This window comes from Altericista sp. CCNU0014 (assembly GCF_044923475.1).
GTDB lineage: Bacteria > Cyanobacteriota > Cyanobacteriia > Thermosynechococcales > Thermosynechococcaceae > JAAURS01.
This window is the reverse complement of record NZ_CP137338.1, coordinates 2,394,477-2,418,514: the sequence shown is the minus strand read 5'-3', so window position 1 is coordinate 2,418,514 and position 24,038 is coordinate 2,394,477. Positions and strand designations below refer to the sequence as shown.

Here is a 24,038-nt window from a genome sequence, read left to right as displayed (position 1 = left end):
GCGCTTCAATTTGTCGATCGGCGAGGGCCTTTGCTTCCCTCGTCGCTAGCATGCATTTGCGTTCTAGCGGCGTCATGATCAATGTGTTGTATAGAAAAAGACGTATTTTGCGCCGCCAAGAATGCACTTCGGTCACCTCGGGCACCCCCTTAAATAGTGCATAACCCTCATTGAATAGACAATTCCTTTCAGAATCTTGAGCAAATACGCTTCGGTGAGCCGACTGGCCGGAATGATGTGGGTGAGCTTTAACCGGGTAAACTTTCCCATTCCCAGCCCGATGTCTAAAGCCGATAGCGCCATGTCCGTATCTTCGTTGCTTGCCAAGATCTGACCTGTTTTACCGCGACGTCCCAGAAGCAACCGCCGGCGATCGGTCTCGAGCAGGTGGACGTACTGCTGCCCGACTTCTTTGCGAACGCACATGCCCGCTCCAACAGGCATCGTTTCTACCATATCGATATTGGACCAGACATCTTTCTCAAATTGGTCGAGGGCGAGGAGATTCCACATGGGACGCGTCCATTCCTCAGGGGTTCCGCCTACAAAGTCGGGAACGATTTGGCCGCTCCAAGCCCCGATTGCGGGCAGGGCGTGCCAAATCTCAAGGGCGATCTGCAGGTAATCCGAGTCGAGGACGTTGTCATCGTCGACAAACACGCAAAGCTTGCCTTGATGTTCTTTGAGCCCGCGCAAGCGAGCGTTAACCAGCCCTAATTCCGCTTCGAAGATGTGGCGAGCGTGGGGATGCCAACTCAGATCGACGATCTCGGCTAGAGATTCTTGACTGGCGTTATCGACTAACAGAAGTTCCCACTGTTCCATCGGCAAGGTCTGGGATTTAAGCGCGTCGAGGACTCGATGGAGATACGCGGGCGTAGGATTGTGACTGCAAATAATGACGCTAATGGGGTATTCCATAGGGCAAATTTTTGTTCGATCGGGGCTTACGTTAAGATTACTCTGAGGATTTTGCATCGCCGTTCAATTCTCTGCGCTCCCATCCCGGTAATGTTTGCTGCGATTCAAACTTTAATTTGCTCCAAATTTTCTTGAGAAAATACTTTAGAATAAAAAGCGATCGCTCGATATCCCACCTCAATTTATTTAAATAATTATCTGGAGAACCTGGAATGATTCCTCCGGTGACAATACTAAATTCATCGGGTAAATTTTGCATCGGTGGCAGGTAAAAATAAAACAAGTAAAATAGCTTGGCTTTGACGAAGTGAAAATAGAGAAACTCTTTCTGGGTGATAGAATCAAAGAATGTACCATCTCGATAAATAATGTCGAAGGGGGGTTCCTCCCGGCACATGACATTCATGTATATTTTAAGATCGTATTTTTCCTTTAAATTCATCACGATATCGTAGAGGGAAGCGAGTTGAGATGTTTCTTGCAACTCTTCAAAAGAGAAGGGTCTGCGGTAGAAGCGCATGCAGGATTCATCGAAATTATAATACCGATCGTTGTCGGTAAATATTTTGATATAATCTTCTGTCTGGCGAAATAAATTTGTCACTGTAGAATTATTGCGAAATAAAATAAAATGTCCTACTAGCTGCATTTCGGAAGCATTGATTATGTCATAATTTGTTAGGATCTCTTCCGTGATAAAGTGACTTATTTTTCCGAAAATAATATCTAGATCGCAATATCCCCAGAAGTCGTAATCTTTTAGATACTCTTCAAAAATTACCCCAAAGGCGGGTTTGAATTCGCTGAGCTTGTATCCCCAGTTTACACTGACTGGAATCTCTAGTTTTTCGGATGCGAGCTTGTTAAATTGTTCCAGCGTTAAGGGGATTTGTTTGAGGTTGCCGGATAGATCGGGTTGAGATACTCGATCGGTAAAAAGGTAAACATCGAGGTCGATGTCTCGGTTGCGAGCGACTGATTCTGAAAAGTAACGAAAATAGTCGGGCAGAGGCCCGACATAAACAATGACCAGTGCAATACGGCTCATACCCAAATGCTTTTCCTTCAAGGTTGATATCAATGCTTGGCGATCGCCTTCCTAGGGTTTGAAAGAGGCGAAAACATGGGGTCAGCGCAGGATTCGCGGGGGCTGTCGGCCCTCGTAGGCGAGCTTTGCCGTCCAGGTTCCCATGAAGTGATGCCATAACACCGCGATTCGGAGTAAATCTTGCGGTAGTTCCCAAGCGGGCGATCGTCGAATGGGGGCCACGATCACCCGCGCTAGAGCGATCCACGGGTAAACCATCAGCCCCAAGAGCAGCTTGACGAAGTACTTGATCGGCTGGGGAACGGGTGCCATGTGGGGGTGGTTGGAGGTGAGAAAAAACCATCCGTAGGCATCCCGTTCTAATACGTATGTAAAATCCTTGAACCGGGTGCGATAGCGGTGCCGGACGACCGCCTGGTTTTCCTCGCATATTTTGAGCGTATAGCGACCCGATTGCAGCACCCGCCAGCTCATTTCTACATCTGGCCCGGAAAAGTTTTGGTCGTCGAAGAGTCCGAGTTCGTCAAAGATCGCCTTGCGGTACATGACATTGGCCGTCACGACGTAGGGTTGCGTGCGAGCGGATCCGTGGCTGTGGTTCGGACTCTTCAGGACGCAACCTTCAAAGTAATCGATGGAGTTGCTAATGGCACGGGGGATCAGGGTCCCGCCGACGACGCCCACCTGCGGGCTATCGAAGGCCTGCCACAGTTCGAGCAGCCAGTTCGGGCTGACCTGGCAATCGGCGTCGGTAAACGCAATAAATTCTCCTCGAGCGTGTCGGATTGCGGTATTGCGCGCCGTGTAGGGTCCTGGCGTTGCCTCCTGAAGGACGGTAATGGTGGGATAAGCGCGCAGGATCTCGAGGCTTTTGTCGGTCGAATTGTTGTCGACGCATAGAATTTCCAGGCGATCGCTCGGCCAATTGAGGGCGAGCAGCGAATCCAGGAGCTCGGCGATCTCGTTCTCTTCGTTATAGACGGGGATCGCTACAGAAAGCATCGGCAGGTCAGTATTCATAGCGCATTTTTTAACGTTATTGAGTCATCTACGGGGTCAAGGGACGATGCAGCCATTTACGTAGGATCCGTTCTGCCATGAATTGAGGGACAGCACGGTACCCCCTCTGCAATGCCTGCCAGGCCAGTTCTTTTTGTCCGGTCTTGAAATACGCCCAAGCAACGTCCACTTTACGACGCATGATGGCAAATTCGAGAATTGTTCGAGCGTTGGGTTCGCAACCGCGTGCGGACTCTTCCATGATGTATAGCTCATCGAGCGCGATTTGTAAGTAGTTGACCGTAAGACTGCTAGGCCGCTTCCGATAAACGGTCAATATTTCGGGAATAAAGCCAATTTCCCACCCTGCCTTTGCAATTTCTAGCCAGAGGTGATAGTCTTCCCCGGTTCGAAATCGGGGGTCAAAACCGCATCGATCTTTAAGGCATTCCGCTCGTACGACAACTGTACTGCTCGTTCCGGTCCAGTTTCGCTCGAGAAAATCGGCCCAGCGCAGCGTGGATTGAGTGGGTGGGAAAAACCAAGGTTGAAGGCGCTTGCCGTCTGGATAACCGTAAAGCACTTCAAACCAATTAAAGCTCATGCCCATCCGAGGCGAATTTTGCAGGCGGCTCAAATGGGCCGCAAGCTTTTGAGGGTGCCATAGATCGTCTCCGTCTAGGAAGGCAATGAATTGACCTGCGGCCATTTTCATTCCTGTATTGCGGGCTGCTGCAGGGCCGGCATTGGATTGATGAACGTAGCGCAGGGTAGCGCGATCGGAAAACCGATGGACCTGCTCGGCAGTATCGTCCGTCGAACCGTCGTCAATGACGATGACCTCAAAATCTTGATAGCTTTGGTCGAATACCGAGTTTAAAGACTGCTCAATATAGGTGCTGGCGTTATAGACCGGAATAATGACGCTAAAAGTGGTCATAGCGATAAAGGTAGAGGATCCGAATTGGGTAAGGATGGTTTCTGGAACGGTCGAATGAATTGAGCCGGAACTCCCCGATTAGCATCTAAGGCTCGGCATGCCTGGTAACAGCGGCCCCAGCCGCTACGATAGCCCTCGTTTGAGGGTAATACGTTTGAAAATAATGGCTCTAACTTCGCAGCTCATCTTACCTAAAGAGGCCTAGCCGCTTATCTGACCAAAAAGTCAAAACGGAAAAAATCGCGGGTGCCGAAGAATTGTTTGAACAGGGAGATCCGCTCTTCTAATCGAATCCTAAAAACACCGTCATTGTTGTAGTAGTTTAATTTTTGACTAGGGCAATATAGCGCTGCCAGTTCATATCCGTATCTAGAGATTGATAGTGAACGAAGTTATGTCGGTTGGTTTCTCTTGCAGCTCGCCGCGTTTGCAGTCGCAGTTGAATCTGCTCTGGATCGCGGTATTGATAGTGACAGTTGGGAATCTTGTAGGAACACTTTTTTAACTTTCTGGAGCCTTGGGGAGCCATGAAGCCGTGGGGATTTTCGGCATTGATGCAGTCTGGCCAGGTTAAATCGGAGTCAATCCGAAATAAGCGCTGCTCCATATTGGTAAAACAATAATATCTCCGCCTTTGGGAAATTGGGTAGTCCCGCGAGTCTAAACCTTGCCGATATTGCTCCCAATCTGCATCGGTGAAGTGAAAATTATACTGAGCTGTGTTGATCTGCTGGGCGCCTTCTGCTTCGGCAATGCGGATACCCTTATGGGGGTCTTCGGCTAAAAACTCATCGGCATCTAAAATGTATAACCAATCTCCTACGGCTAGATCGCTGCGGATTGCATTAAAGACTTGAGCGCGCAATCCATCATAGAAGGGTACGTCTTCATGCCGAAAGGGAATGACGACATCGCTGGCCGATTTCTTGACTTGCTGCCAGCTGTCGTCATTGCTGCCGGTATCGAAAACGTAGATTTTATGACAAAAGCTGCTCGCGTAATGCAGGGTCTGGGCAACGATATCTCCTTCGTTTTTAACTAAACAAATAGCGTGGATGCGTTTCATCTGTCGTTAAGACTCAAAGTGACGGTAAAAGTTTCTAAGAAATCCTTGGGGTGAAAGCCACTCTACCCATAGTTTTCGACATTCAATTTGTAACTCTTGAAACTGTTGCGGTGTGAGTCGAGCGTGAAACTCGCGAATGCGTTCTCCTAGGTAAGGGAGATCGTCTTCTTCAACCCACACGCAATAACGCTTCCAGTCAATCCAGCGCTCAAAGGGCAGTTCGCTGTCGGTATTGACGAATACGGGGATCCGCCCGCAGCTGAGCGTTTCGTAAAAGCGGTATGAAAAATTGCCCCCGCCCCGAGTGCAAAGAATATAGTCGCTATTGAGCATATTCTCAACAAACTGCTCTCGCTGAGATAAGGTTAGTTTTTCAGTATGGTGAAGCGAGTCCCGAATCAAAAAATTGCATTCCACTTTTGGCGTTTTTGAGAGGACGAACAGTGCCTGCGATCGAATTCGCGAACCGTACAGCCATGGGAGGGGATGCTTTACTAATTCGATTCCCACTTTTTTGACAATCCGGGCCATCCCAGGGAGTGCGCCCAACTTCAGGCGGAGATGATTGGTAAGATGATTTCGCGGTTTTACCAGGGCAGTATAGCCGCAATAGCCGATGACGGGTCGGCTGGACTTGCTGCGCAGTTGGACTCGACCGTGACAATAATGCTCTACAAAATCTTCGCTCCAAGCAGGTATGACAATCTCGTTTTGCTGGCGACTGGAACGGTTGCTCGAAGTCCGAAAGACTAAGCTGTTTTCTAAATCAATTGCTGTGGTTGCATCATCTAAGCAAAATATGACGAGTGGGATGCCTTGAAGTGCTGCCTTTTGGGCCATGTTTCGGGCGAACTCTAAACCTTGAGGATGGTCTTTTCCTTGAAACCAATCAAAAGGTAAAATGGCTAGTTGAGCATCTTCTACTCGAACCATGTTTAAAAAATCGGAACTGATTTTAATGTATTCATCATAACAACGAGTTTTTGGATTAGAAATGTCTTCGCTATTCTTTCCCCAAAAGCCGGATAAAAAGAAAATATGGGGGATTCCTTCGGGTAAATAAGTCGGGTCGGTATAAATATTTAGTTGTCTTAGATTGGCTGTTTCTGGGCTGTTAGACGACTTGCTCATACGAAGCCTGGTAAAGTCTCAATATTTATCAATACTTGTTTCTAACTAAAATATAGCTCGTGCTCTATCATACTTGCAACGATTTAAATCCAGAATAAGTCTTATGTTTGATAAACTGTGCTAGTTTACGATTTTAAATTTAGACCTTTTCTTAGGAATTTATCCAAAGTGTGTTAGGCGTATTTTAGGTTCTGGAGTTAAGACAAGTTTTCCTTCCGGATCGCCCCAACTCCAATTGGCGATCGCTGAGATAGAGAACCAATAGAAAAAGAGGGCCGTGTGACTCCAGATATTTTCGGTTAGCATGCCAACCATTATGGCTAGCATATTTGCAAATAGAGTTAGGCAAAAGCTTTTTTGAGATTTTACTGTTAATGGAGAAACGATTAATCTAAGTAGTCGTAATAACTGAGTTCCTAAAAATAATAGAAAAAGAGTAAAACCAACCACGCCCTCTTCCACAAGTACGCGAATGTAGTCATTGTGCGCCCAGGCGAACATCGGCCCTAAATAATCTGTCATTTGAAGTCCATACCCTAAAACTGGTGAAAATTTCCAATGATTTAAGAGTGCAGTCCATTGTGCAATTCTCCAGTTAAAACTATTTGAATCTTGAGATGAAAGTAGGACGGCGCGCGATATGTCAATATCTGAATTGAATAATGGTGTTTGCGCTATTGAAGCTAAGCGTTCTTGACCGAAATCTGTATTTAAAAATATCCCAAACATTAAAGAAATTAATAATACTGAGCTAATTAAATTTCTAAAATTAAGCTGAGACAAGATTAGGCAAGGGATCAAAACCAGTAACATGGTAATGCCGACCAATGTTTGTGTATTAACCAAGAAGAAAACAAGTACAATCAGTAGTAATACCCAAGGAAGACGTTTCTGAGTATTGTTTAATTTCCAATAAGTTAGGCCGATAAAAAAAACGAGAAACGTAGCAAATGTATTTGCTACGCCTAGCGTTCCATTAATTCGAAGACTTTCCTGATTGCGGTTTATGGCTAAAAAAGTTGGTAGTAAGCGATCGGGAACTAGAAGTTGGAGAAATGCTACACCAATAGGTATGGCTAGAGCTAGAAAAAGATAGTTAACAAATTTTTCTGGAGAGAGACGTTCTTTTAATTGAAGCGTAAGTAGATAAGCCATGAGCCAAGAAAATATGCGTACCCATTCTCGTACGGCATCAGAGAGATACTCTCCACCAAAACCCAGACCACCCAAGGGTAGCAAAACGACCCACAAGCCTTGTAAAACGACCCAAAGTGCAAAAAAACAAAAGAAAGAGTCAATTTGAACCTTCTGTTTTGAAAGAAGGCGAACGATCGTATAAATGATTGTTAAACCTGAAAGCCCGACTGCAAATGCCCCTGTCAATCCCCGATCTGTGAAAGGATCGAGTGCCGATCTGAGAATTAAGAGTCCAACTACACTTACTTCAAAATTTTTGAAAAAGAAACGAATTAGTACAGGAATAAATAAAATTGAAATAACAAATAATGACTTAGTCCCTGTCAAAAATATGCTAGCTATTCCTATTAGAACGCCAATAACTCCGATTAAATACTTTGAGTAAACCATGAATTTTATACTTCTAGAAACGATAGTTAGACAATCTATTGGCCCTAAAATTATTTCGTAAATCGAACTAGCTTAGAATGATGTCTTCAGAAGAGTTCAATATACACTCCAGGCTAATTTATACATTCATTATTGCTAAAAAATGAATGTATAAGTCGATGTCTGAATTTATTCTGAAGTGGTAAGAGATTTTTAGAACCTTCTTCACGTTCTTTCTAAAGGGCGTTCTGAATGGTTCTCTGTAATGGTTTCTAATGGATTCACAAGTTCATGCATTAGATTAGAGTTATGTATTCTGACCGCATCAGGTGTTTCGTTGATTACCATCCCTAAAATTTTAGTGCCGCATCCTTTTAGCTCCGCGATTGTCTGAAGTGCGATCGCTTTCGGAGTGATTTCTGGACGTACCACTAGTACTAGACCGTTGGTCTGTTGGCTTAATGTCATGACATCAGAGTAAAGACTAACCGCTGCCGCATCAATGATAACAAGATCGTACATATTCTTTGCTTCTGTTAACAACGTTGACATGGCAGCAGCTTCTAGTACCTGAGCGGGGCGTTTAAGCCATTGGCCTGTTGTCAATATCTCTAAATTAGGAATTCCCGTTGATTTTACGGCTGATAGGAGGGGTATGCTCCCACTTACTACATCAATTAGGCCTGGAATAGCTGGAAGATCGAAGAAATTTTGTTGTAAAGGACGACTCAAATCGGCATCAATTAAAAGCGTTCGCCGAGATAACATTGCTGATACGCTAGCAAGGCGAGCGGCAACGTTCGATTTTCCTTCTTCATCAACAATGCTACTGAGTATAATGGCCTTCAGGTTATTATCGCTATTGCTCTCCAGTGTTTTGAGCAACTTTCGATAAGGTTCTATCGCTATAGAATTGTCTAAAAAACTTTCCAAAAATTCTCGATCGAGTTCTGGTGAAAGGCGAGGGAGCGTGCTGAGTATGGGTAGCTTGAGTTGAGTTTCGGCTTCCCTTGCACTACCGACGGTATTTCTTAACATTTCACCTAATAGAACAATACCAATTGCCGATATGAAACCAAAAGCAGCCCCCAAAAGCAAAATCGATCTAGGCTTAGGGCTGTTTGGAGTAGAGGGCGGTGTAGCAAGTCCGACAATGCGAACGTTACTGACAAGCTGAGCTTCTGCAATTCGTGCCTGCTCTAAATTATTCTTCAAGAGTTTGAGGGTTTCCGCTTCTGTTTCGCGACGCCTGACTAAGGTATTGAGAATTCTTTGTACGGCTGGCAATTGGGCGATGCTTGCCTGCAGAGATTTACGTTGATTTTCCAGAGCCTTGAGTTTTTCGCTCATCGCACTGCGATCGACCTCGCCTGCAATGTAAGCAGCCATTAAATTGCGGCTTAAGTCGTCAGATGCCATAGTTCCAGAGACGGTCTGATTTCTTGGATTAACACGTGCTAACTTCTGTCTGTACAACGTCCGAGTTTCATCTCGTTTTTGAATTAGATCTAACATTTCCGGGTTTTGATCTGCCAATCGAGAACGTTTGTCGGCGACTTGAGCATCCATTTCAGATAGTCGGCGCCTTAAGTCCTTGAGCTCTTCATCTTGTCCAACTCGAGATGAAATATAAGCGCTCTCGACTCCATCTACTCCGGTGACACGTTGTAGCCGCTCGTTTTTTAGCTGAGCTTCTTGTAACTGAGCGATCAAAGTACGTTCTTGATCTTCGATAGTTGTCAAACTGGCCACAAGGCTATTCGACTGAGTATCTATAGAAATAACCCCTCGGGATGCTTTAAATCTGCTCTCTTCAGCTTCTGCTCGCTGTAGCTTTCCTTCCTGCTGTGGTATTTGAGATTCAATAAACTGCCGAACTGAGAAAGCTTCTCGACGGATGCTTTCCCCACTCTCTTGAACTGTGGCCCTCGCAATGGCATTCACTACCTCCGCTGCCATTCGAGGATCGGGATTCTGGTAAATAACTTCGAGAATATTTGTGGCTGGTAAAATTTTAACCTGGAGTCGACCTTTCACTTCATCTGCTGTAGGGAGTGGTTTCTGTCCGCGATCCACATTTTGGATTAAACTGAGGGCCCTAACTACAAGCTGTTTCGAAGTAACTAATTCAGCTTGAGTGGCAATGGGGTTAGCATTTCCTGGCACGGGTGCTGTTGCTAAATTTCGCCCTAATTCAGACACACTAGTGCGCCGTTCATCAAGTATAAGTCTAGACGATGCTTGATAAAGTGGTTGCGTAATGACTAAATAGATTAACGATGCGCCAATAGCCGAGGTGAATGCAGCAAGTGCATTCCAAAAGTTACGCTTTATCACTATTGTTAACAAAGGCATTTCATTCATACATGTATCTCCAGAAAATTGAGCTGTTTTAAGTTTCCCTGTTGAAAACTTTGAGGCAACGAGGTTCTTTTATCTTAGAATTGTATCTCCTGTAATGAATATAGAGTAGAACTTATGCGGTTTAGATGAGAAACGTTTGCAAGGGACTTCCAAAGAAAAAAGTATTTCACTATCAACCTACTCTATACAAAATATCCACAAACTACTTTCCGAGATTAAGAGTTAATGTCCCTAGTTTTTTGTCACACTTTTGAGACGGTTATGTTTGGCACGGTCATGCTGTATCACTAGGAAAAAAAGAGTTGAACAACTGTTTGGATTTGAAAATGCGCTAATTCTATCAGTCTTAGCCCTAAATTTCCGAAATAAGCGTTCGAGGGTATTGTTTGTTTGTACTAGTGGATACAAGGATTCGTCCAAATAATAGAGGCTAAAGGTCAACGCAATGTCTTTCAAAAAGGTACAGATGGCCTTGGGTTTGACAAACTGCCAAGTGACCTTACCCCGAAAAAGTGGACATTCCCGAAGAGTCGATAACCGAGGAGAATGTTCCGATGATACAAAAACCCCGCAGGATATTTACAGACGAGCAGAAGGCAGAGGCCGTCAGGATTGTCAATCAATCAGGCAAACCCATCAGCCAAGTTGTCAAAGCAATGGGATTAACTGTCCCCGAAACCGATAGATAGACTGTTTTGCATCGCCCACCACCCAAAGGTTCTCTCCGTCGCCGCATAGAGCTTGGAGCAGGCGGACGCTACTTCGGTTGACATCTTGATACTCATCGACGAGTACATGGTCATACTGACTCTCAAAATGGTTTCGGATTGCAGCGTTTTTTTCAATGGCTTGCAGCGTGTTGAGCGAGTACTCAACCTTTTCTGCGTCCGGTTGCAAGGCGATCGGCGGTAAGAGCAAGGCATCCAAGAGTTGCTGAGCCACTACCTCGAACGGCGCACCAAACCTTTCTGCAATCTGGGAAACGGTTAGACCTTCCTCAACATGGAGTTTGCGCACCACAGGGCGTGGCAAGAGAAATTCGCGGGCGAATAGATCCATCTGAACCTCGCGCCGTTGCCTTGGACTGTAGTCAACAACGCGATCGATTCCGACTGGTGAGGGTTCAGAAGACCGTGCTGGGTCGATGTTTAGTATAGGTTCGGCGTCAGGGGCATCGCCGAGTTCGACATGACTGATTTCATGTGCAACCAGGAAAGCTCGCTCAAAGGGTGTTCCAATGTTTTCGTAAAGAATGAGAACAGCATCGGGAATAAAGGTGGCCCTTCCGCCATTCAACATTGCGGCACCGGGAGCGGTCTTCTCGACGTCTATTTCCCGGCGCGTTGCCTCAGCCACTGCAAACGCATAGGAGTGTAGGGGATTCTCTCCTCTTGCAACAGCCTGGGCGTGAAGGTCAGCCGCTATCTGACGTGCGATCTCGATCCTATCCATCTTGGTTTTCGGTTGTCATCAGTAATGCTCGCGGATCTGGAGGTACATCGGCTTCGATCAAGATCTGCTCGAAGGTCACGGGTTCTCTAACCTCGGGTCTGTCATCTGCCTTATAGCTTTGTGCCAGTTTAGGCGTAGGCGGTAGCGCCAGTGCATCTTTGAGTGATTCAACTGTGCTGTTCAAAGCAGAGGCCAATCGCTCCAGAAAAGGAGTCGGCACGGAAGCAGATTTAACCCGACGCTCATGAAAGGCCGTGATTACTTGGCGCGGCACACCAAGGTGCCGTGCAAGATCGCGTTGCCCAGCAACCGAAAGGTTTGTAAATGGAGCGACTGGTTTCTTTCGGGATAGCCTCGGTATGTCGCTTCCACGCCCTGTCGATCGTCGCTAGGTCTCGATCTGAAAGTGGTGTCTCATCCTCACATACCTCGCGCGACAGTTCGTATGAAAGATCTACGAGTTCAGCAGCGTATTGTGGGTAATCCCTCAGGTATTGTTCGAGGGTGTCACGTCCTGAATTAGGTTCCACGGCGAAAGCATACAATACATCTTCGCGGGAGATTTGGGATTCATGAGGCATCATAATAACGTTTCTCCTACAGTTAGAGCGGCTTGCAGGACAGCGTATGCCTTATCCCGGTGTGTCCGGATCGTTTTCTCTGACTTTCCAAGCACCTTTCGTATTGTGAGCACGTCAGGATTATTGGAATCGATGGGAATTTCTTGTCGAATCATCTCTACGATCCTCCGTTGTTCATCTGGTAAGGTATCAATCGCTGCGTACAGGCATGACCGGTAATCGTCGTTGGCCAACGCAGATGTATTGAATGGCTCAAAGCTTTCAGCAGCAAGCTCGACCTCGGCTTTCAGCTCCCCAGTGACTTGATCTTCAAGAGTGGTCAAACGATTTTCATTCCGAACAACCTGACGCCAGACATCGCAAATCATAGTTTTTAATGCTTGATTGAAGCGCACCTCGAAAAAATCAAGTTGTTCAGAGTACTCTGTACGATCCTTTGCGAGCAGTTCCGCGAACCGCCCACTCACCTCATCTCGAATGAGTTGGATAAGATATGTTTTATTATCATTGGTGCTTGCCTTCTTGGAGCATCTCCGCAGGACGCGCTCGGCCATGAGCTTGTAGAGTTTCTCGAAGTAGTCATCCGATTTGTCTGTAGAGTTATAACTATTTCTGGTGTACAGCGAAGGAGACAAAAAAAGGCGTATCCTTCTGGACAAGCAAAAATACCAGAATAGAGATACACCATGACTCAAGATAATCTAATCGAGTTCAAAACACCAGAGTCTCAGGAATGCTTTAGCGATGCGCTCAGTGACTTGGTGCGCCAAGGTGCGCGTCAAATCATTGCACAGGCGGTAGAGGCCGAACTGAGCGAGTTTCTAGGTCAATATCAGGGCTTAAAAGACGACAACGGTCGTCAGGTGGTGGTACGAAATGGATACTTACCGGCCCGGACGATCGCCACTGGGATTGGCGAGGTCGCAGTGCAGGTACCGAAAGTGCGAGACCGCAGCGGCAGCGGTATCAAGTTCAACTCCCTGCTGTTACCGCCCTATCTAAAACGCAGTCGCAGTGTGGAGGAAGTCTTGCCTTGGCTGTATCTCAAAGGGATTTCGACAGGCGACTTTAGCGAAGCCCTATCGGCGTTGTTAGGTCAACAGGCAAAGGGCTTATCCGCCGCGACCATCAGTCGGCTCAAGGCAAAGTGGCAGCAGGAGCAGCAGGTCTGGCAAGTGCGTTCCTTGCGCGCCAAGCGCTACATCTATGTGTGGGCGGACGGCATTTACTTCAATATTCGAGAAGAGGAGCGTCAGTGCATTCTGGTCATGATTGGCGTCACCGATACGGGTTACAAGGAGTTGTTGGGGATGGCCGCAGGCTACCGAGAATCGGAGTTGAGTTGGAAGGCATTGATGCTCCAGCTCAAAGACCAAGGGTTACAGTATGACCCACTGCTGGCCATTGGCGATGGCGCATTGGGTTTCTGGAAGGCACTCCCTCAGGTCTGGTCGACAACCCAGAAACAGCGCTGCTGGGTGCATAAGACGGCTAATGTGCTCAACAAGCTGCCTAAAAACCTCCAACCCAATGCTAAGTCAGCGCTTTGGGAGATTTATCGAGCACAGACGAAATCCGATGCCAACCAGGCTTTCAATCGGTTTATCAAGACCTATCAATCCAAGTATCCTGAGGCAACCGATTGTTTGGACAAAGACCGAGATGTCCTGCTGGGGTTCTATGATTTCCCGGCTGAGCCCTGGCAGCATATCCGCTCGACGAATCCCATTGAATCGACCTTTGCCACCGTTCGCTTGCGAACTGATAAGACCCGTGGGGCGATCTCTAACGGCACGATTCTGCCACTGGTGTTCAAGTTAATCCAGAGTGCTCAAAAGCGTTGGCTGCGCATTCGAGGGTTTAAGCACCTCGGCGATGTGATTGAAGGCGTTCAATTCAAAGATGGGATTCGACTAGAACAGAAACACACTGATTTGAACGAGCAACAGAAGGCTGCCTAATTTTGTCCCATACACCAGATTTGACTATTGTGAATTCCGGAAACTATGGCTATTGAATCGAAAGATTTTTCCGGAAAGTATGTCCGCTACTTTATTGAATACCCAAAGCCTTGGAAGTTGTCAAATCAGTCTTGTGAGTTTCAGCATTTTCTGAGGGTAAAGTCCCTTCATTAGGAGAAGGACGGTCAAAGTCAAACTTGGCTCCCTTCAAGCGATAGGAAGAGCCAGTGAACTTGAGATACTCGCCATAGTGAAGGGTGCGGTCAATAATAGCTCTGGCCAACTCCTCATCATGCAAGCCCCTTCCCCATTGGCGCAGGGGCTTATTGGTCGTGAACAGAATGGGTTTGCCCTGCTGGTATCGTTGATCCACGACCTGGAACAAGACATCGGCAGCCCCAGGCCCATAACCGAGATAGCCCATCTCATCAATGACCAAGACATGAGGCTGAGTATAGGGTTTGAGAGCAGCATTGAGGTCATGGGCAATTTTCAGCTCATTGATCAACGCCGCAGCCGTGATAAAGCGTGCTGCAAACCCATTCTGGATCGCTTTGTAAGCAATGCTGACACAAAGATGGGTTTTCCCAGTCCCCGGCGGGCCTTCGAGAATTAAGGAGCGATTGTCGCTCACTAACTCAGGCCCTAAGAATCGACCCAGCATTTGGCGTTTGAGGTCGCTTCTGAAGGTGAAATCAAAGGTTTCAATGGTGGCGGCAAAGGGAAACTTAGCCTTTGCCACCTGAGTGGCGACCCGGTTTTCAGCCCGATGGGCGACTTCTTCCGAGAGGAGTCGTTCCAGAAATTGAGCATAAGACCAGTCCTCCCGTTCGGCGACGGGAATCAAGTCTGTTAAGACACGCGCAACCGTACTCAAGCCGAGGCGCTTGAGCAATATTTCTAAACTCATAAAACTATCCTTGTGATGAATGAGGGTGAAGGGCCAAAGGCTCAAGACCTAGAAAGCACAGGTTGACTCCCTCTCGGCGATCGCCAATAGATACTCGCTGCCAAAACAGCGCACCTCGGTGGCCAGGGAAAGGGCCGCGAGAAAATCCGTGCGACCAATCTGCTCATAGAGTTGATACATGTGGTCTACATCGCTTTCCCAGCCTTGAGGACGACGATGCACCAACTCGGTAAGGTATGGCTGCACCATCGGGTCTAGGTCTAAGAGTAATTGTCGTTGGGCATAGGGTTTGCCCCGACGATACTGAAATAGCTCTTGGGCATGCTCAAACAGTACGCTGGACTTCCCATTTTCCGGAAATCTAGGATGCTCCCCCAGCAAGCGTTCTCCCCAAATAAATTGCCACTCGTTGCTGCTGTAGATGAAGCGTCACGGTTTGACCGATGGCAACCGCCGGAACCGAATATTCCATGCCTCGATAGTGGACGCGCGCTGTGGGGCATACTACCGCACTGACCTTGAAGGCATAGGTGTCGGCCTGATGCGCACAAACTTTGAGGGACTCCTGCGCCAATCGGGTCAAGGGGATCTCTTTGGTGGCATCGCAGGGTCGTTCGGTGTTCACGTAGTCCACCCAGCCTTGGAGCTGTGCAATCAGGTCAGGGCGGTCTTGAAACGTTCGAGCGACAAAGAAATTATCTTTGACGAAGCCCACTAGATTTTCGACGGAGCCTTTCTGCTGTGGACGATAGGGCCAGCACGCTAGGGGAATGACCCCGCAGTCTATGGCGAATTGAGCGAACCGTTGGGTCCAGTTCACTTTGGCACTGCCGTCTTCACGAATCTCGCGAGACTCCACCACGGTGCTCATATTGTCGAACACGCTCATTAACGGTATCCCGCCAAAGTGCTCATAGGCTCTCAGTAAGCACCGCACCACGGTCTCTTGTTGCTCGTTGTCTACGATTTGCACATCCACAAACCGTGAGTATTTGAGCCGTGAAGCAAAAAAACGCACCACTTCGATATGTCCGTCGGCAAACCTGACGCGGCGTTGACCAAAGTCGTGTTGGGAAAACTCTCCTGGCAATCCCTCGAATCGCACGATGGGGACAGGCGGGTTTGTCGGTCGAAGACGGTGCACCAATTCATAGACCGCTGTTTTTCCTCCGGTATACCCTTTGGCTCTCAGGCGCGCGAGCACTTCTTGGCCTTGGAGTGGGCCATCTTCAAGTTTTCGCGCTTCTTCAAACCACTGTTGAATCTCACGTTCGTATTGCTCTACCGCACTGGGCCTTCCCAGATTTCGGCTTTTCCGGAAACTCTCATCGTCTGCATTTGTGACCTCCGGTTCTTTCTCAATCCGGCTGGTCGTTCGTTCACTGATTCCGGTCAGCTCTCGAACCTGTTTTTGGGGGACTCCCTCTTGTCTCAATTTTTGAACCATAAATCGCTCCAGTATGTTGTACATGGGCACTGGTCTTGGGTTGGACTATCTCCATTTTTGAAGATAAATCCTCCCGTTCTGACCTGACATACTTTCCGGAATCGGAGCTGTCATAGTTTCCGGAATTCACAACTATATCTCATCTTGATGAGGGAGATCGCTGTCCAGTAGAGTTTACTGATAGCCGCAGTACGGGCAAGGTCAAAAGTTGTAGCGGTCTTTTGGGCAAATTGAAGCGAAGCCGTGTAGTAAAACATGATGAACTCCTGTGTAGCGGTAGAGTTGAAGCAATCGGTAAACTGTGGTGCGTCGATTGCTATGTATATAGAATGGTCGATAATTTCATATAAATCAAGTGCAAAATTGAAGCTTTAGGCATTAAGAACTAAAGTAGGCAAAGCTCCAAAAGCTAATAGAAAAGAGGCTTGTAGGAGTATTGAGACATTAATAAGAAAATATTATACAGGCAAGATCGCAAGAATTTTATATACGAATATTAAATACAAAGAAGCGATTTCGTGAGAATATCTTATGCAGAATGGTGGTTTTGGATGGTGAATGATATCCTAGAAGCGTTGACATAGCGTACTTTTGCAGAAAGTTGAAGGTTTACATCGTTTAGAGCAAGTCTTAAGAATTATATACGAAGTGCAAAGAGTGCGCTTTTGCTGGGGAGGGTGTCAGATGGAGAGCGATCGCTAAGGCGCGAAGCGCTGAAAGCATTGGTATATATGGATTTATTTAAAAGTTGAAGGTTTGTGCGATGTTGAGCAAGTTTGAAGGTTTGTATACAAAAGGGCGATCCCATAATATATTGCATGGTGTTTTGCACGTAATATAAGATATTTTTGAATAAGTCCCGTGAAGCATAAGCACGGATCCCGTGAAGCATGTCGCATACATATTGTTTTTCTTGTTACAAGAAAAACAATATGTATGCGACATGCTTCACGGGATCCGTGCTTATACATTCAAAATATCTTATATTACGTGCAAAACACCATGCAATATATTATGGGATCGCCCTTTTGTATACAAACCTTCAAACTTGCTCAACATCGCACAAACCTTCAACTTTTAAATAAATCCATATATACCAATGCTTTCAGCGCTTCGCGCCTTAGCGATCGCTCTCCATCTGACACCCTCCCCAGCAAAAGCGCACTCTTTGCACTTCGTATATAATTCTTAAGACTTGCTCTAAACGATGTAAACCTTCAACTTTCTGCAAAAGTACGCTATGTCAACGCTTCTAGGATATCATTCACCATCCAAAACCACCATTCTGCATAAGATATTCTCACGAAATCGCTTCTTTGTATTTAATATTCGTATATAAAATTCTTGCGATCTTGCCTGTATAATATTTTCTTATTAATGTCTCAATACTCCTACAAGCCTCTTTTCTATTAGCTTTTGGAGCTTTGCCTACTTTAGTTCTTAATGCCTAAAGCTTCAATTTTGCACTTGATTTATATGAAATTATCGACCATTCTATATACATAGCAATCGACGCACCACAGTTTACCGATTGCTTCAACTCTACCGCTACACAGGAGTTCATCATGTTTTACTACACGGCTTCGCTTCAATTTGCCCAAAAGACCGCTACAACTTTTGACCTTGCCCGTACTGCGGCTATCAGTAAACTCTACTGGACAGCGATCTCCCTCATCAAGATGAGATATAGTTGTGAATTCCGGAAACTATGACAGCTCCGATTCCGGAAAGTATGTCAGGTCAGAACGGGAGGATTTATCTTCAAAAATGGAGATAGTCCAACCCAAGACCAGTGCCCATGTACAACATACTGGAGCGATTTATGGTTCAAAAATTGAGACAAGAGGGAGTCCCCCAAAAACAGGTTCGAGAGCTGACCGGAATCAGTGAACGAACGACCAGCCGGATTGAGAAAGAACCGGAGGTCACAAATGCAGACGATGAGAGTTTCCGGAAAAGCCGAAATCTGGGAAGGCCCAGTGCGGTAGAGCAATACGAACGTGAGATTCAACAGTGGTTTGAAGAAGCGCGAAAACTTGAAGATGGCCCACTCCAAGGCCAAGAAGTGCTCGCGCGCCTGAGAGCCAAAGGGTATACCGGAGGAAAAACAGCGGTCTATGAATTGGTGCACCGTCTTCGACCGACAAACCCGCCTGTCCCCATCGTGCGATTCGAGGGATTGCCAGGAGAGTTTTCCCAACACGACTTTGGTCAACGCCGCGTCAGGTTTGCCGACGGACATATCGAAGTGGTGCGTTTTTTTGCTTCACGGCTCAAATACTCACGGTTTGTGGATGTGCAAATCGTAGACAACGAGCAACAAGAGACCGTGGTGCGGTGCTTACTGAGAGCCTATGAGCACTTTGGCGGGATACCGTTAATGAGCGTGTTCGACAATATGAGCACCGTGGTGGAGTCTCGCGAGATTCGTGAAGACGGCAGTGCCAAAGTGAACTGGACCCAACGGTTCGCTCAATTCGCCATAGACTGCGGGGTCATTCCCCTAGCGTGCTGGCCCTATCGTCCACAGCAGAAAGGCTCCGTCGAAAATCTAGTGGGCTTCGTCAAAGATAATTTCTTTGTCGCTCGAACGTTTCAAGACCGCCCTGACCTGATTGCACAGCTCCAAGGCTGGGTGGACTACGTGAACACCGAACGACCCTGCGATGCCACCAAAGAGATCCCCTTGACCCGATTGGCGCAGGAGTCCCTCAAAGTTTGTGCGCATCAGGCCGACACCTATGCCTTCAAGGTCAGTGCGGTAGTATGCCCCACAGCGCGCGTCCACTATCGAGGCATGGAATATTCGGTTCCGGCGGTTGCCATCGGTCAAACCGTGACGCTTCATCTACAGCAGCAACGAGTGGCAATTTATTTGGGAGAACGCTTGCTGGGGGAGCATCCTAGATTTCCGGAAAATGGGAAGTCCAGCGTACTGTTTGAGCATGCCCAAGAGCTATTTCAGTATCGTCGGGGCAAACCCTATGCCCAACGACAATTACTCTTAGACCTAGACCCGATGGTGCAGCCATACCTTACCGAGTTGGTGCATCGTCGTCCTCAAGGCTGGGAAAGCGATGTAGACCACATGTATCAACTCTATGAGCAGATTGGTCGCACGGATTTTCTCGCGGCCCTTTCCCTGGCCACCGAGGTGCGCTGTTTTGGCAGCGAGTATCTATTGGCGATCGCCGAGGGGAGTCAACCTGTGCTTTCTAGGTCTTGAGCCTTTGGCCCTTCACCCTCATTCATCACAAGGATAGTTTTATGAGTTTAGAAATATTGCTCAAGCGCCTCGGCTTGAGTACGGTTGCGCGTGTCTTAACAGACTTGATTCCCGTCGCCGAACGGGAGGACTGGTCTTATGCTCAATTTCTGGAACGACTCCTCTCGGAAGAAGTCGCCCATCGGGCTGAAAACCGGGTCGCCACTCAGGTGGCAAAGGCTAAGTTTCCCTTTGCCGCCACCATTGAAACCTTTGATTTCACCTTCAGAAGCGACCTCAAACGCCAAATGCTGGGTCGATTCTTAGGGCCTGAGTTAGTGAGCGACAATCGCTCCTTAATTCTCGAAGGCCCGCCGGGGACTGGGAAAACCCATCTTTGTGTCAGCATTGCTTACAAAGCGATCCAGAATGGGTTTGCAGCACGCTTTATCACGGCTGCGGCGTTGATCAATGAGCTGAAAATTGCCCATGACCTCAATGCTGCTCTCAAACCCTATACTCAGCCTCATGTCTTGGTCATTGATGAGATGGGCTATCTCGGTTATGGGCCTGGGGCTGCCGATGTCTTGTTCCAGGTCGTGGATCAACGATACCAGCAGGGCAAACCCATTCTGTTCACGACCAATAAGCCCCTGCGCCAATGGGGAAGGGGCTTGCATGATGAGGAGTTGGCCAGAGCTATTATTGACCGCACCCTTCACTATGGCGAGTATCTCAAGTTCACTGGCTCTTCCTATCGCTTGAAGGGAGCCAAGTTTGACTTTGACCGTCCTTCTCCTAATGAAGGGACTTTACCCTCAGAAAATGCTGAAACTCACAAGACTGATTTGACAACTTCCAAGGCTTTGGGTATTCAATAAAGTAGCGGACATACTTTCCGGAAAAATCTTTCGATTCAATAGCCATAGTTTCCGGAATTCACAATAGTCAAATCTGGTGTATGGGACAAAATTAGGCAGCCTTCTGTTGCTCGTTCAAATCAGTGTGTTTCTGTTCTAGTCGAATCCCATCTTTGAATTGAACGCCTTCAATCACATCGCCGAGGTGCTTAAACCCTCGAATGCGCAGCCAACGCTTTTGAGCACTCTGGATTAACTTGAACACCAGTGGCAGAATCGTGCCGTTAGAGATCGCCCCACGGGTCTTATCAGTTCGCAAGCGAACGGTGGCAAAGGTCGATTCAATGGGATTCGTCGAGCGGATATGCTGCCAGGGCTCAGCCGGGAAATCATAGAACCCCAGCAGGACATCTCGGTCTTTGTCCAAACAATCGGTTGCCTCAGGATACTTGGATTGATAGGTCTTGATAAACCGATTGAAAGCCTGGTTGGCATCGGATTTCGTCTGTGCTCGATAAATCTCCCAAAGCGCTGACTTAGCATTGGGTTGGAGGTTTTTAGGCAGCTTGTTGAGCACATTAGCCGTCTTATGCACCCAGCAGCGCTGTTTCTGGGTTGTCGACCAGACCTGAGGGAGTGCCTTCCAGAAACCCAATGCGCCATCGCCAATGGCCAGCAGTGGGTCATACTGTAACCCTTGGTCTTTGAGCTGGAGCATCAATGCCTTCCAACTCAACTCCGATTCTCGGTAGCCTGCGGCCATCCCCAACAACTCCTTGTAACCCGTATCGGTGACGCCAATCATGACCAGAATGCACTGACGCTCCTCTTCTCGAATATTGAAGTAAATGCCGTCCGCCCACACATAGATGTAGCGCTTGGCGCGCAAGGAACGCACTTGCCAGACCTGCTGCTCCTGCTGCCACTTTGCCTTGAGCCGACTGATGGTCGCGGCGGATAAGCCCTTTGCCTGTTGACCTAACAACGCCGATAGGGCTTCGCTAAAGTCGCCTGTCGAAATCCCTTTGAGATACAGCCAAGGCAAGACTTCCTCCACACTGCGACTGCGTTTTAGATAGGGCGGTAACAGCAGGGAGTTGAACTTGATACCGCTGCCGCTGCGGTCTCGCACTTTCGGTACCTGCACTGCGACCTCGCCAATCCCAGTGGCGATCGTCCGGGCCGGTAAGTATCCATTTCGTACCACCACCTGACGACCGTTGTCGTCTTTTAAGCCCTGATATTGACCTAGAAACTCGCTCAGTTCGGCCTCTACCGCCTGTGCAATGATTTGACGCGCACCTTGGCGCACCAAGTCACTGAGCGCATCGCTAAAGCATTCCTGAGACTCTGGTGTTTTGAACTCGATTAGATTATCTTGAGTCATGGTGTATCTCTATTCTGGTATTTTTGCTTGTCCAGAAGGATACGCCTTTTTTTGTCTCCTTCGCTGTACACCAGAAATAGTTATAACTCTACAGACAAATCGGATGACTACTTCGAGAAACTCTACAAGCTCATGGCCGAGCGCGTCCTGCGGAGATGCTCCAAGAAGGCAAGCACCAATGATAATAAAACATATCTTATCCAACTCATTCGAGATGAGGTGAGTGGGCGGTTCGCGGAACTGCTCGCAAAGGATCGTACAGAGTACTCTGAACAACTTGATTTTTTCGAGGTGCGCTTCAATCAAGCATTAAAAACTATGATTTGCGATGTCTGGCGTCAGGTTGTTCGGAATGAAAATCGTTTGACCACTCTTGAAGATCAAGTCACTGGGGAGCTGAAAGCCGAGGTCGAGCTTGCTGCTGAAAGCTTTGAGCCATTCAATACATCTGCGTTGGCCAACGACGATTACCGGTCATGCCTGTACGCAGCGATTGATACCTTACCAGATGAACAACGGAGGATCGTAGAGATGATTCGACAAGAAATTCCCATCGATTCCAATAATCCTGACGTGCTCACAATACGAAAGGTGCTTGGAAAGTCAGAGAAAACGATCCGGACACACCGGGATAAGGCATACGCTGTCCTGCAAGCCGCTCTAACTGTAGGAGAAACGTTATTATGATGCCTCATGAATCCCAAATCTCCCGCGAAGATGTATTGTATGCTTTCGCCGTGGAACCTAATTCAGGACGTGACACCCTCGAACAATACCTGAGGGATTACCCACAATACGCTGCTGAACTCGTAGATCTTTCATACGAACTGTCGCGCGAGGTATGTGAGGATGAGACACCACTTTCAGATCGAGACCTAGCGACGATCGACAGGGCGTGGAAGCGACATACCGAGGCTATCCCGAAAGAAACCAGTCGCTCCATTTACAAACCTTTCGGTTGCTGGGCAACGCGATCTTGCACGGCACCTTGGTGTGCCGCGCCAAGTAATCACGGCCTTTCATGAGCGTCGGGTTAAATCTGCTTCCGTGCCGACTCCTTTTCTGGAGCGATTGGCCTCTGCTTTGAACAGCACAGTTGAATCACTCAAAGATGCACTGGCGCTACCGCCTACGCCTAAACTGGCACAAAGCTATAAGGCAGATGACAGACCCGAGGTTAGAGAACCCGTGACCTTCGAGCAGATCTTGATCGAAGCCGATGTACCTCCAGATCCGCGAGCATTACTGATGACAACCGAAAACCAAGATGGATAGGATCGAGATCGCACGTCAGATAGCGGCTGACCTTCACGCCCAGGCTGTTGCAAGAGGAGAGAATCCCCTACACTCCTATGCGTTTGCAGTGGCTGAGGCAACGCGCCGGGAAATAGACGTCGAGAAGACCGCTCCCGGTGCCGCAATGTTGAATGGCGGAAGGGCCACCTTTATTCCCGATGCTGTTCTCATTCTTTACGAAAACATTGGAACACCCTTTGAGCGAGCTTTCCTGGTTGCACATGAAATCAGTCATGTCGAACTCGGCGATGCCCCTGACGCCGAACCTATACTAAACATCGACCCAGCACGGTCTTCTGAACCCTCACCAGTCGGAATCGATCGCGTTGTTGACTACAGTCCAAGGCAACGGCGCGAGGTTCAGATGGATCTATTCGCCCGCGAATTTCTCTTGCCACGCCCTGTGGTGCGCAAACTCCATGTTGAGGAAGGTCTAACCGTTTCCCAGATTGCAGAAAGGTTTGGTGCGCCGTTCGAGGTAGTGGCTCAGCAACTCTTGGATGCCTTGCTCTTACCGCCGATCGCCTTGCAACCGGACGCAGAAAAGGTTGAGTACTCGCTCAACACGCTGCAAGCCATTGAAAAAAACGCTGCAATCCGAAACCATTTTGAGAGTCAGTATGACCATGTACTCGTCGATGAGTATCAAGATGTCAACCGAAGTAGCGTCCGCCTGCTCCAAGCTCTATGCGGCGACGGAGAGAACCTTTGGGTGGTGGGCGATGCAAAACAGTCTATCTATCGGTTTCGGGGACAGTTAATCCCATTGCTTTGACAACTTGGCTGATGGGTTTGCCTGATTGATTGACAATCCTGACGGCCTCTGCCTTCTGCTCGTCTGTAAATATCCTGCGGGGTTTTTGTATCATCGGAACATTCTCCTCGGTTATCGACTCTTCGGGAA

21 protein-coding genes are annotated in these 24,038 nt (G+C 47.7%); 6 read left to right on the top strand and 15 right to left on the bottom strand.

The annotated features are described in order from the left end of the window. Window positions 1–132: 132 nt before the first annotated feature. From R6H26_RS11765 to R6H26_RS11715, 11 genes are all read right to left on the bottom strand, one after another. Window positions 133–921 (bottom strand): glycosyltransferase, encoded by a 789-nt coding sequence (locus R6H26_RS11765; RefSeq protein ID WP_404790624.1) that lies wholly within the window; start codon window positions 919–921, stop codon window positions 133–135. A gap of 37 nt (window positions 922–958) precedes the next feature. Further along, window positions 959–1,969 carry a DUF6625 family protein gene (locus R6H26_RS11760; protein ID WP_404790608.1) on the bottom strand — a complete coding sequence of 337 codons (1,011 nt, stop codon included), beginning with the start codon at window positions 1,967–1,969 and terminating at the stop codon, window positions 959–961. An 81-nt stretch (window positions 1,970–2,050) separates the two neighbouring features. Next, complete coding sequence (locus R6H26_RS11755; protein ID WP_404790609.1) at window positions 2,051–2,989, bottom strand: glycosyltransferase; 939 nt, start codon at window positions 2,987–2,989, stop codon at window positions 2,051–2,053. 28 nt (window positions 2,990–3,017) lie between these two features. Continuing rightward, a complete protein-coding gene (locus tag R6H26_RS11750; protein WP_404790610.1) occupies window positions 3,018–3,908 on the bottom strand; it encodes a glycosyltransferase family 2 protein in 891 nt (296 codons plus the stop codon). 322 nt (window positions 3,909–4,230) lie between these two features. Continuing rightward, window positions 4,231–4,974 carry a glycosyltransferase family 2 protein gene (locus tag R6H26_RS11745; RefSeq protein WP_404790623.1) on the bottom strand — a complete coding sequence of 248 codons (744 nt, stop codon included), beginning with the start codon at window positions 4,972–4,974 and terminating at the stop codon, window positions 4,231–4,233. 6 nt (window positions 4,975–4,980) lie between these two features. Then, window positions 4,981–6,105 (bottom strand): exostosin family protein, encoded by a 1,125-nt coding sequence (locus tag R6H26_RS11740; protein WP_404790612.1) that lies wholly within the window; start codon window positions 6,103–6,105, stop codon window positions 4,981–4,983. Window positions 6,106–6,264: 159 nt separating this feature from the next. Then, window positions 6,265–7,692, bottom strand: a complete 1,428-nt coding sequence (locus tag R6H26_RS11735; RefSeq protein WP_404790613.1) for an O-antigen ligase family protein — start codon at window positions 7,690–7,692, stop codon at window positions 6,265–6,267. Window positions 7,693–7,896: 204 nt separating this feature from the next. Continuing rightward, window positions 7,897–10,035, bottom strand: coding sequence for a GumC family protein (locus R6H26_RS11730; protein ID WP_404790614.1), 2,139 nt, complete (start codon window positions 10,033–10,035; stop codon window positions 7,897–7,899). 648 nt (window positions 10,036–10,683) lie between these two features. Next, window positions 10,684–11,487 carry a UvrD-helicase domain-containing protein gene (locus R6H26_RS11725; RefSeq protein ID WP_404790615.1) on the bottom strand — a complete coding sequence of 268 codons (804 nt, stop codon included), beginning with the start codon at window positions 11,485–11,487 and terminating at the stop codon, window positions 10,684–10,686. Beyond that, the gene (locus R6H26_RS11720) at window positions 11,480–11,707 is read right to left on the bottom strand and encodes a hypothetical protein (protein WP_404790616.1); all 228 of its coding nucleotides are present in this window, start codon (window positions 11,705–11,707) and stop codon (window positions 11,480–11,482) included. The genes R6H26_RS11725 and R6H26_RS11720 overlap by 8 nt, the downstream gene beginning before the upstream one ends. A 360-nt stretch (window positions 11,708–12,067) precedes the next feature. Further along, complete coding sequence (locus tag R6H26_RS11715; protein ID WP_404790617.1) at window positions 12,068–12,622, bottom strand: hypothetical protein; 555 nt, start codon at window positions 12,620–12,622, stop codon at window positions 12,068–12,070. Window positions 12,623–12,754: 132 nt separating this feature from the next. Here R6H26_RS11715 and R6H26_RS11710 point away from each other — a divergent pair, with 132 nt between their 5' ends. Next, window positions 12,755–14,029, top strand: a complete 1,275-nt coding sequence (locus R6H26_RS11710) for an IS256 family transposase (RefSeq protein WP_404790618.1) — start codon at window positions 12,755–12,757, stop codon at window positions 14,027–14,029. Between the two features lie 91 nt (window positions 14,030–14,120). Here R6H26_RS11710 and istB (R6H26_RS11705) read toward each other — a convergent pair whose 3' ends face one another. Genes istB (R6H26_RS11705) through istA (R6H26_RS11695) form a run of 3 tightly spaced genes read right to left on the bottom strand, consistent with a single transcriptional unit; the run spans window position 14,121 to window position 16,386 of the window. Then, window positions 14,121–14,939 carry an IS21-like element helper ATPase IstB gene (istB, locus tag R6H26_RS11705; protein ID WP_404790619.1) on the bottom strand — a complete coding sequence of 273 codons (819 nt, stop codon included), beginning with the start codon at window positions 14,937–14,939 and terminating at the stop codon, window positions 14,121–14,123. Between the two features lie 48 nt (window positions 14,940–14,987). Continuing rightward, a complete protein-coding gene (locus R6H26_RS11700; RefSeq protein WP_404790622.1) occupies window positions 14,988–15,320 on the bottom strand; it encodes a hypothetical protein in 333 nt (110 codons plus the stop codon). Then, a complete protein-coding gene (gene istA, locus R6H26_RS11695) occupies window positions 15,301–16,386 on the bottom strand; it encodes an IS21 family transposase (RefSeq protein WP_404790621.1) in 1,086 nt (361 codons plus the stop codon). The genes R6H26_RS11700 and istA (R6H26_RS11695) overlap by 20 nt, the downstream gene beginning before the upstream one ends. Window positions 16,387–18,208: 1,822 nt before the next feature. On the opposite strand from istA (R6H26_RS11695), the gene istA (R6H26_RS11690) reads away from it, so the two are divergent. Then, a complete protein-coding gene (istA, locus tag R6H26_RS11690; protein WP_404790620.1) occupies window positions 18,209–19,612 on the top strand; it encodes an IS21 family transposase in 1,404 nt (467 codons plus the stop codon). Window positions 19,613–19,653: 41 nt separating this feature from the next. Next, window positions 19,654–20,472, top strand: a complete 819-nt coding sequence (gene istB / locus R6H26_RS11685; RefSeq protein WP_404790619.1) for an IS21-like element helper ATPase IstB — start codon at window positions 19,654–19,656, stop codon at window positions 20,470–20,472. Window positions 20,473–20,563: 91 nt separating this feature from the next. Here istB (R6H26_RS11685) and R6H26_RS11680 read toward each other — a convergent pair whose 3' ends face one another. Continuing rightward, window positions 20,564–21,838 carry an IS256 family transposase gene (locus R6H26_RS11680; protein WP_404790618.1) on the bottom strand — a complete coding sequence of 425 codons (1,275 nt, stop codon included), beginning with the start codon at window positions 21,836–21,838 and terminating at the stop codon, window positions 20,564–20,566. A 132-nt stretch (window positions 21,839–21,970) separates the two neighbouring features. On the opposite strand from R6H26_RS11680, the gene R6H26_RS11675 reads away from it, so the two are divergent. From R6H26_RS11675 to R6H26_RS11665, 3 genes are all read left to right on the top strand, one after another. Further along, a complete protein-coding gene (locus tag R6H26_RS11675) occupies window positions 21,971–22,525 on the top strand; it encodes a hypothetical protein (protein WP_404790617.1) in 555 nt (184 codons plus the stop codon). 360 nt (window positions 22,526–22,885) lie between these two features. Then, on the top strand, window positions 22,886–23,113 hold the full coding sequence (locus R6H26_RS11670; RefSeq protein WP_404790616.1) for a hypothetical protein: 228 nt from the start codon (window positions 22,886–22,888) through the stop codon (window positions 23,111–23,113). After that, entirely contained in the window at window positions 23,106–23,909 is an 804-nt protein-coding gene (locus R6H26_RS11665; RefSeq protein WP_404790615.1) for a UvrD-helicase domain-containing protein, read from the top strand. Before R6H26_RS11670 ends, R6H26_RS11665 begins: the two co-directional genes overlap by 8 nt. Window positions 23,910–24,038: the final 129 nt, after the last annotated feature.

Bases quoted from the DNA above. Each gene is read 5' to 3' on its own strand.
- R6H26_RS11765 (WP_404790624.1), bottom strand. From the start codon at position 921: ATGGAATACCCCATTAGCGTCATTATTTGCAGTCACAATCCTACGCCC.
- R6H26_RS11760 (WP_404790608.1), bottom strand. From the start codon at position 1,969: ATGAGCCGTATTGCACTGGTCATTGTTTATGTCGGGCCTCTGCCCGAC.
- R6H26_RS11755 (WP_404790609.1), bottom strand. From the start codon at position 2,989: ATGAATACTGACCTGCCGATGCTTTCTGTAGCGATCCCCGTCTATAAC.
- R6H26_RS11750 (WP_404790610.1), bottom strand. From the start codon at position 3,908: ATGACCACTTTTAGCGTCATTATTCCGGTCTATAACGCCAGCACCTAT.
- R6H26_RS11745 (WP_404790623.1), bottom strand. From the start codon at position 4,974: ATGAAACGCATCCACGCTATTTGTTTAGTTAAAAACGAAGGAGATATC.
- R6H26_RS11740 (WP_404790612.1), bottom strand. From the start codon at position 6,105: ATGAGCAAGTCGTCTAACAGCCCAGAAACAGCCAATCTAAGACAACTA.
- R6H26_RS11735 (WP_404790613.1), bottom strand. From the start codon at position 7,692: ATGGTTTACTCAAAGTATTTAATCGGAGTTATTGGCGTTCTAATAGGA.
- R6H26_RS11730 (WP_404790614.1), bottom strand. From the start codon at position 10,035: ATGAATGAAATGCCTTTGTTAACAATAGTGATAAAGCGTAACTTTTGG.
- R6H26_RS11725 (WP_404790615.1), bottom strand. From the start codon at position 11,487: ATGGATAGGATCGAGATCGCACGTCAGATAGCGGCTGACCTTCACGCC.
- R6H26_RS11715 (WP_404790617.1), bottom strand. From the start codon at position 12,622: ATGGCCGAGCGCGTCCTGCGGAGATGCTCCAAGAAGGCAAGCACCAAT.
- R6H26_RS11710 (WP_404790618.1), top strand. From the start codon at position 12,755: ATGACTCAAGATAATCTAATCGAGTTCAAAACACCAGAGTCTCAGGAA.
- istB (WP_404790619.1), bottom strand. From the start codon at position 14,939: ATGAGTTTAGAAATATTGCTCAAGCGCCTCGGCTTGAGTACGGTTGCG.
- istA (WP_404790621.1), bottom strand. From the start codon at position 16,386: ATGGTTCAAAAATTGAGACAAGAGGGAGTCCCCCAAAAACAGGTTCGA.
- istA (WP_404790620.1), top strand. From the start codon at position 18,209: ATGGTTCAAAAATTGAGACAAGAGGGAGTCCCCCAAAAACAGGTTCGA.
- istB (WP_404790619.1), top strand. From the start codon at position 19,654: ATGAGTTTAGAAATATTGCTCAAGCGCCTCGGCTTGAGTACGGTTGCG.
- R6H26_RS11680 (WP_404790618.1), bottom strand. From the start codon at position 21,838: ATGACTCAAGATAATCTAATCGAGTTCAAAACACCAGAGTCTCAGGAA.
- R6H26_RS11675 (WP_404790617.1), top strand. From the start codon at position 21,971: ATGGCCGAGCGCGTCCTGCGGAGATGCTCCAAGAAGGCAAGCACCAAT.
- R6H26_RS11665 (WP_404790615.1), top strand. From the start codon at position 23,106: ATGGATAGGATCGAGATCGCACGTCAGATAGCGGCTGACCTTCACGCC.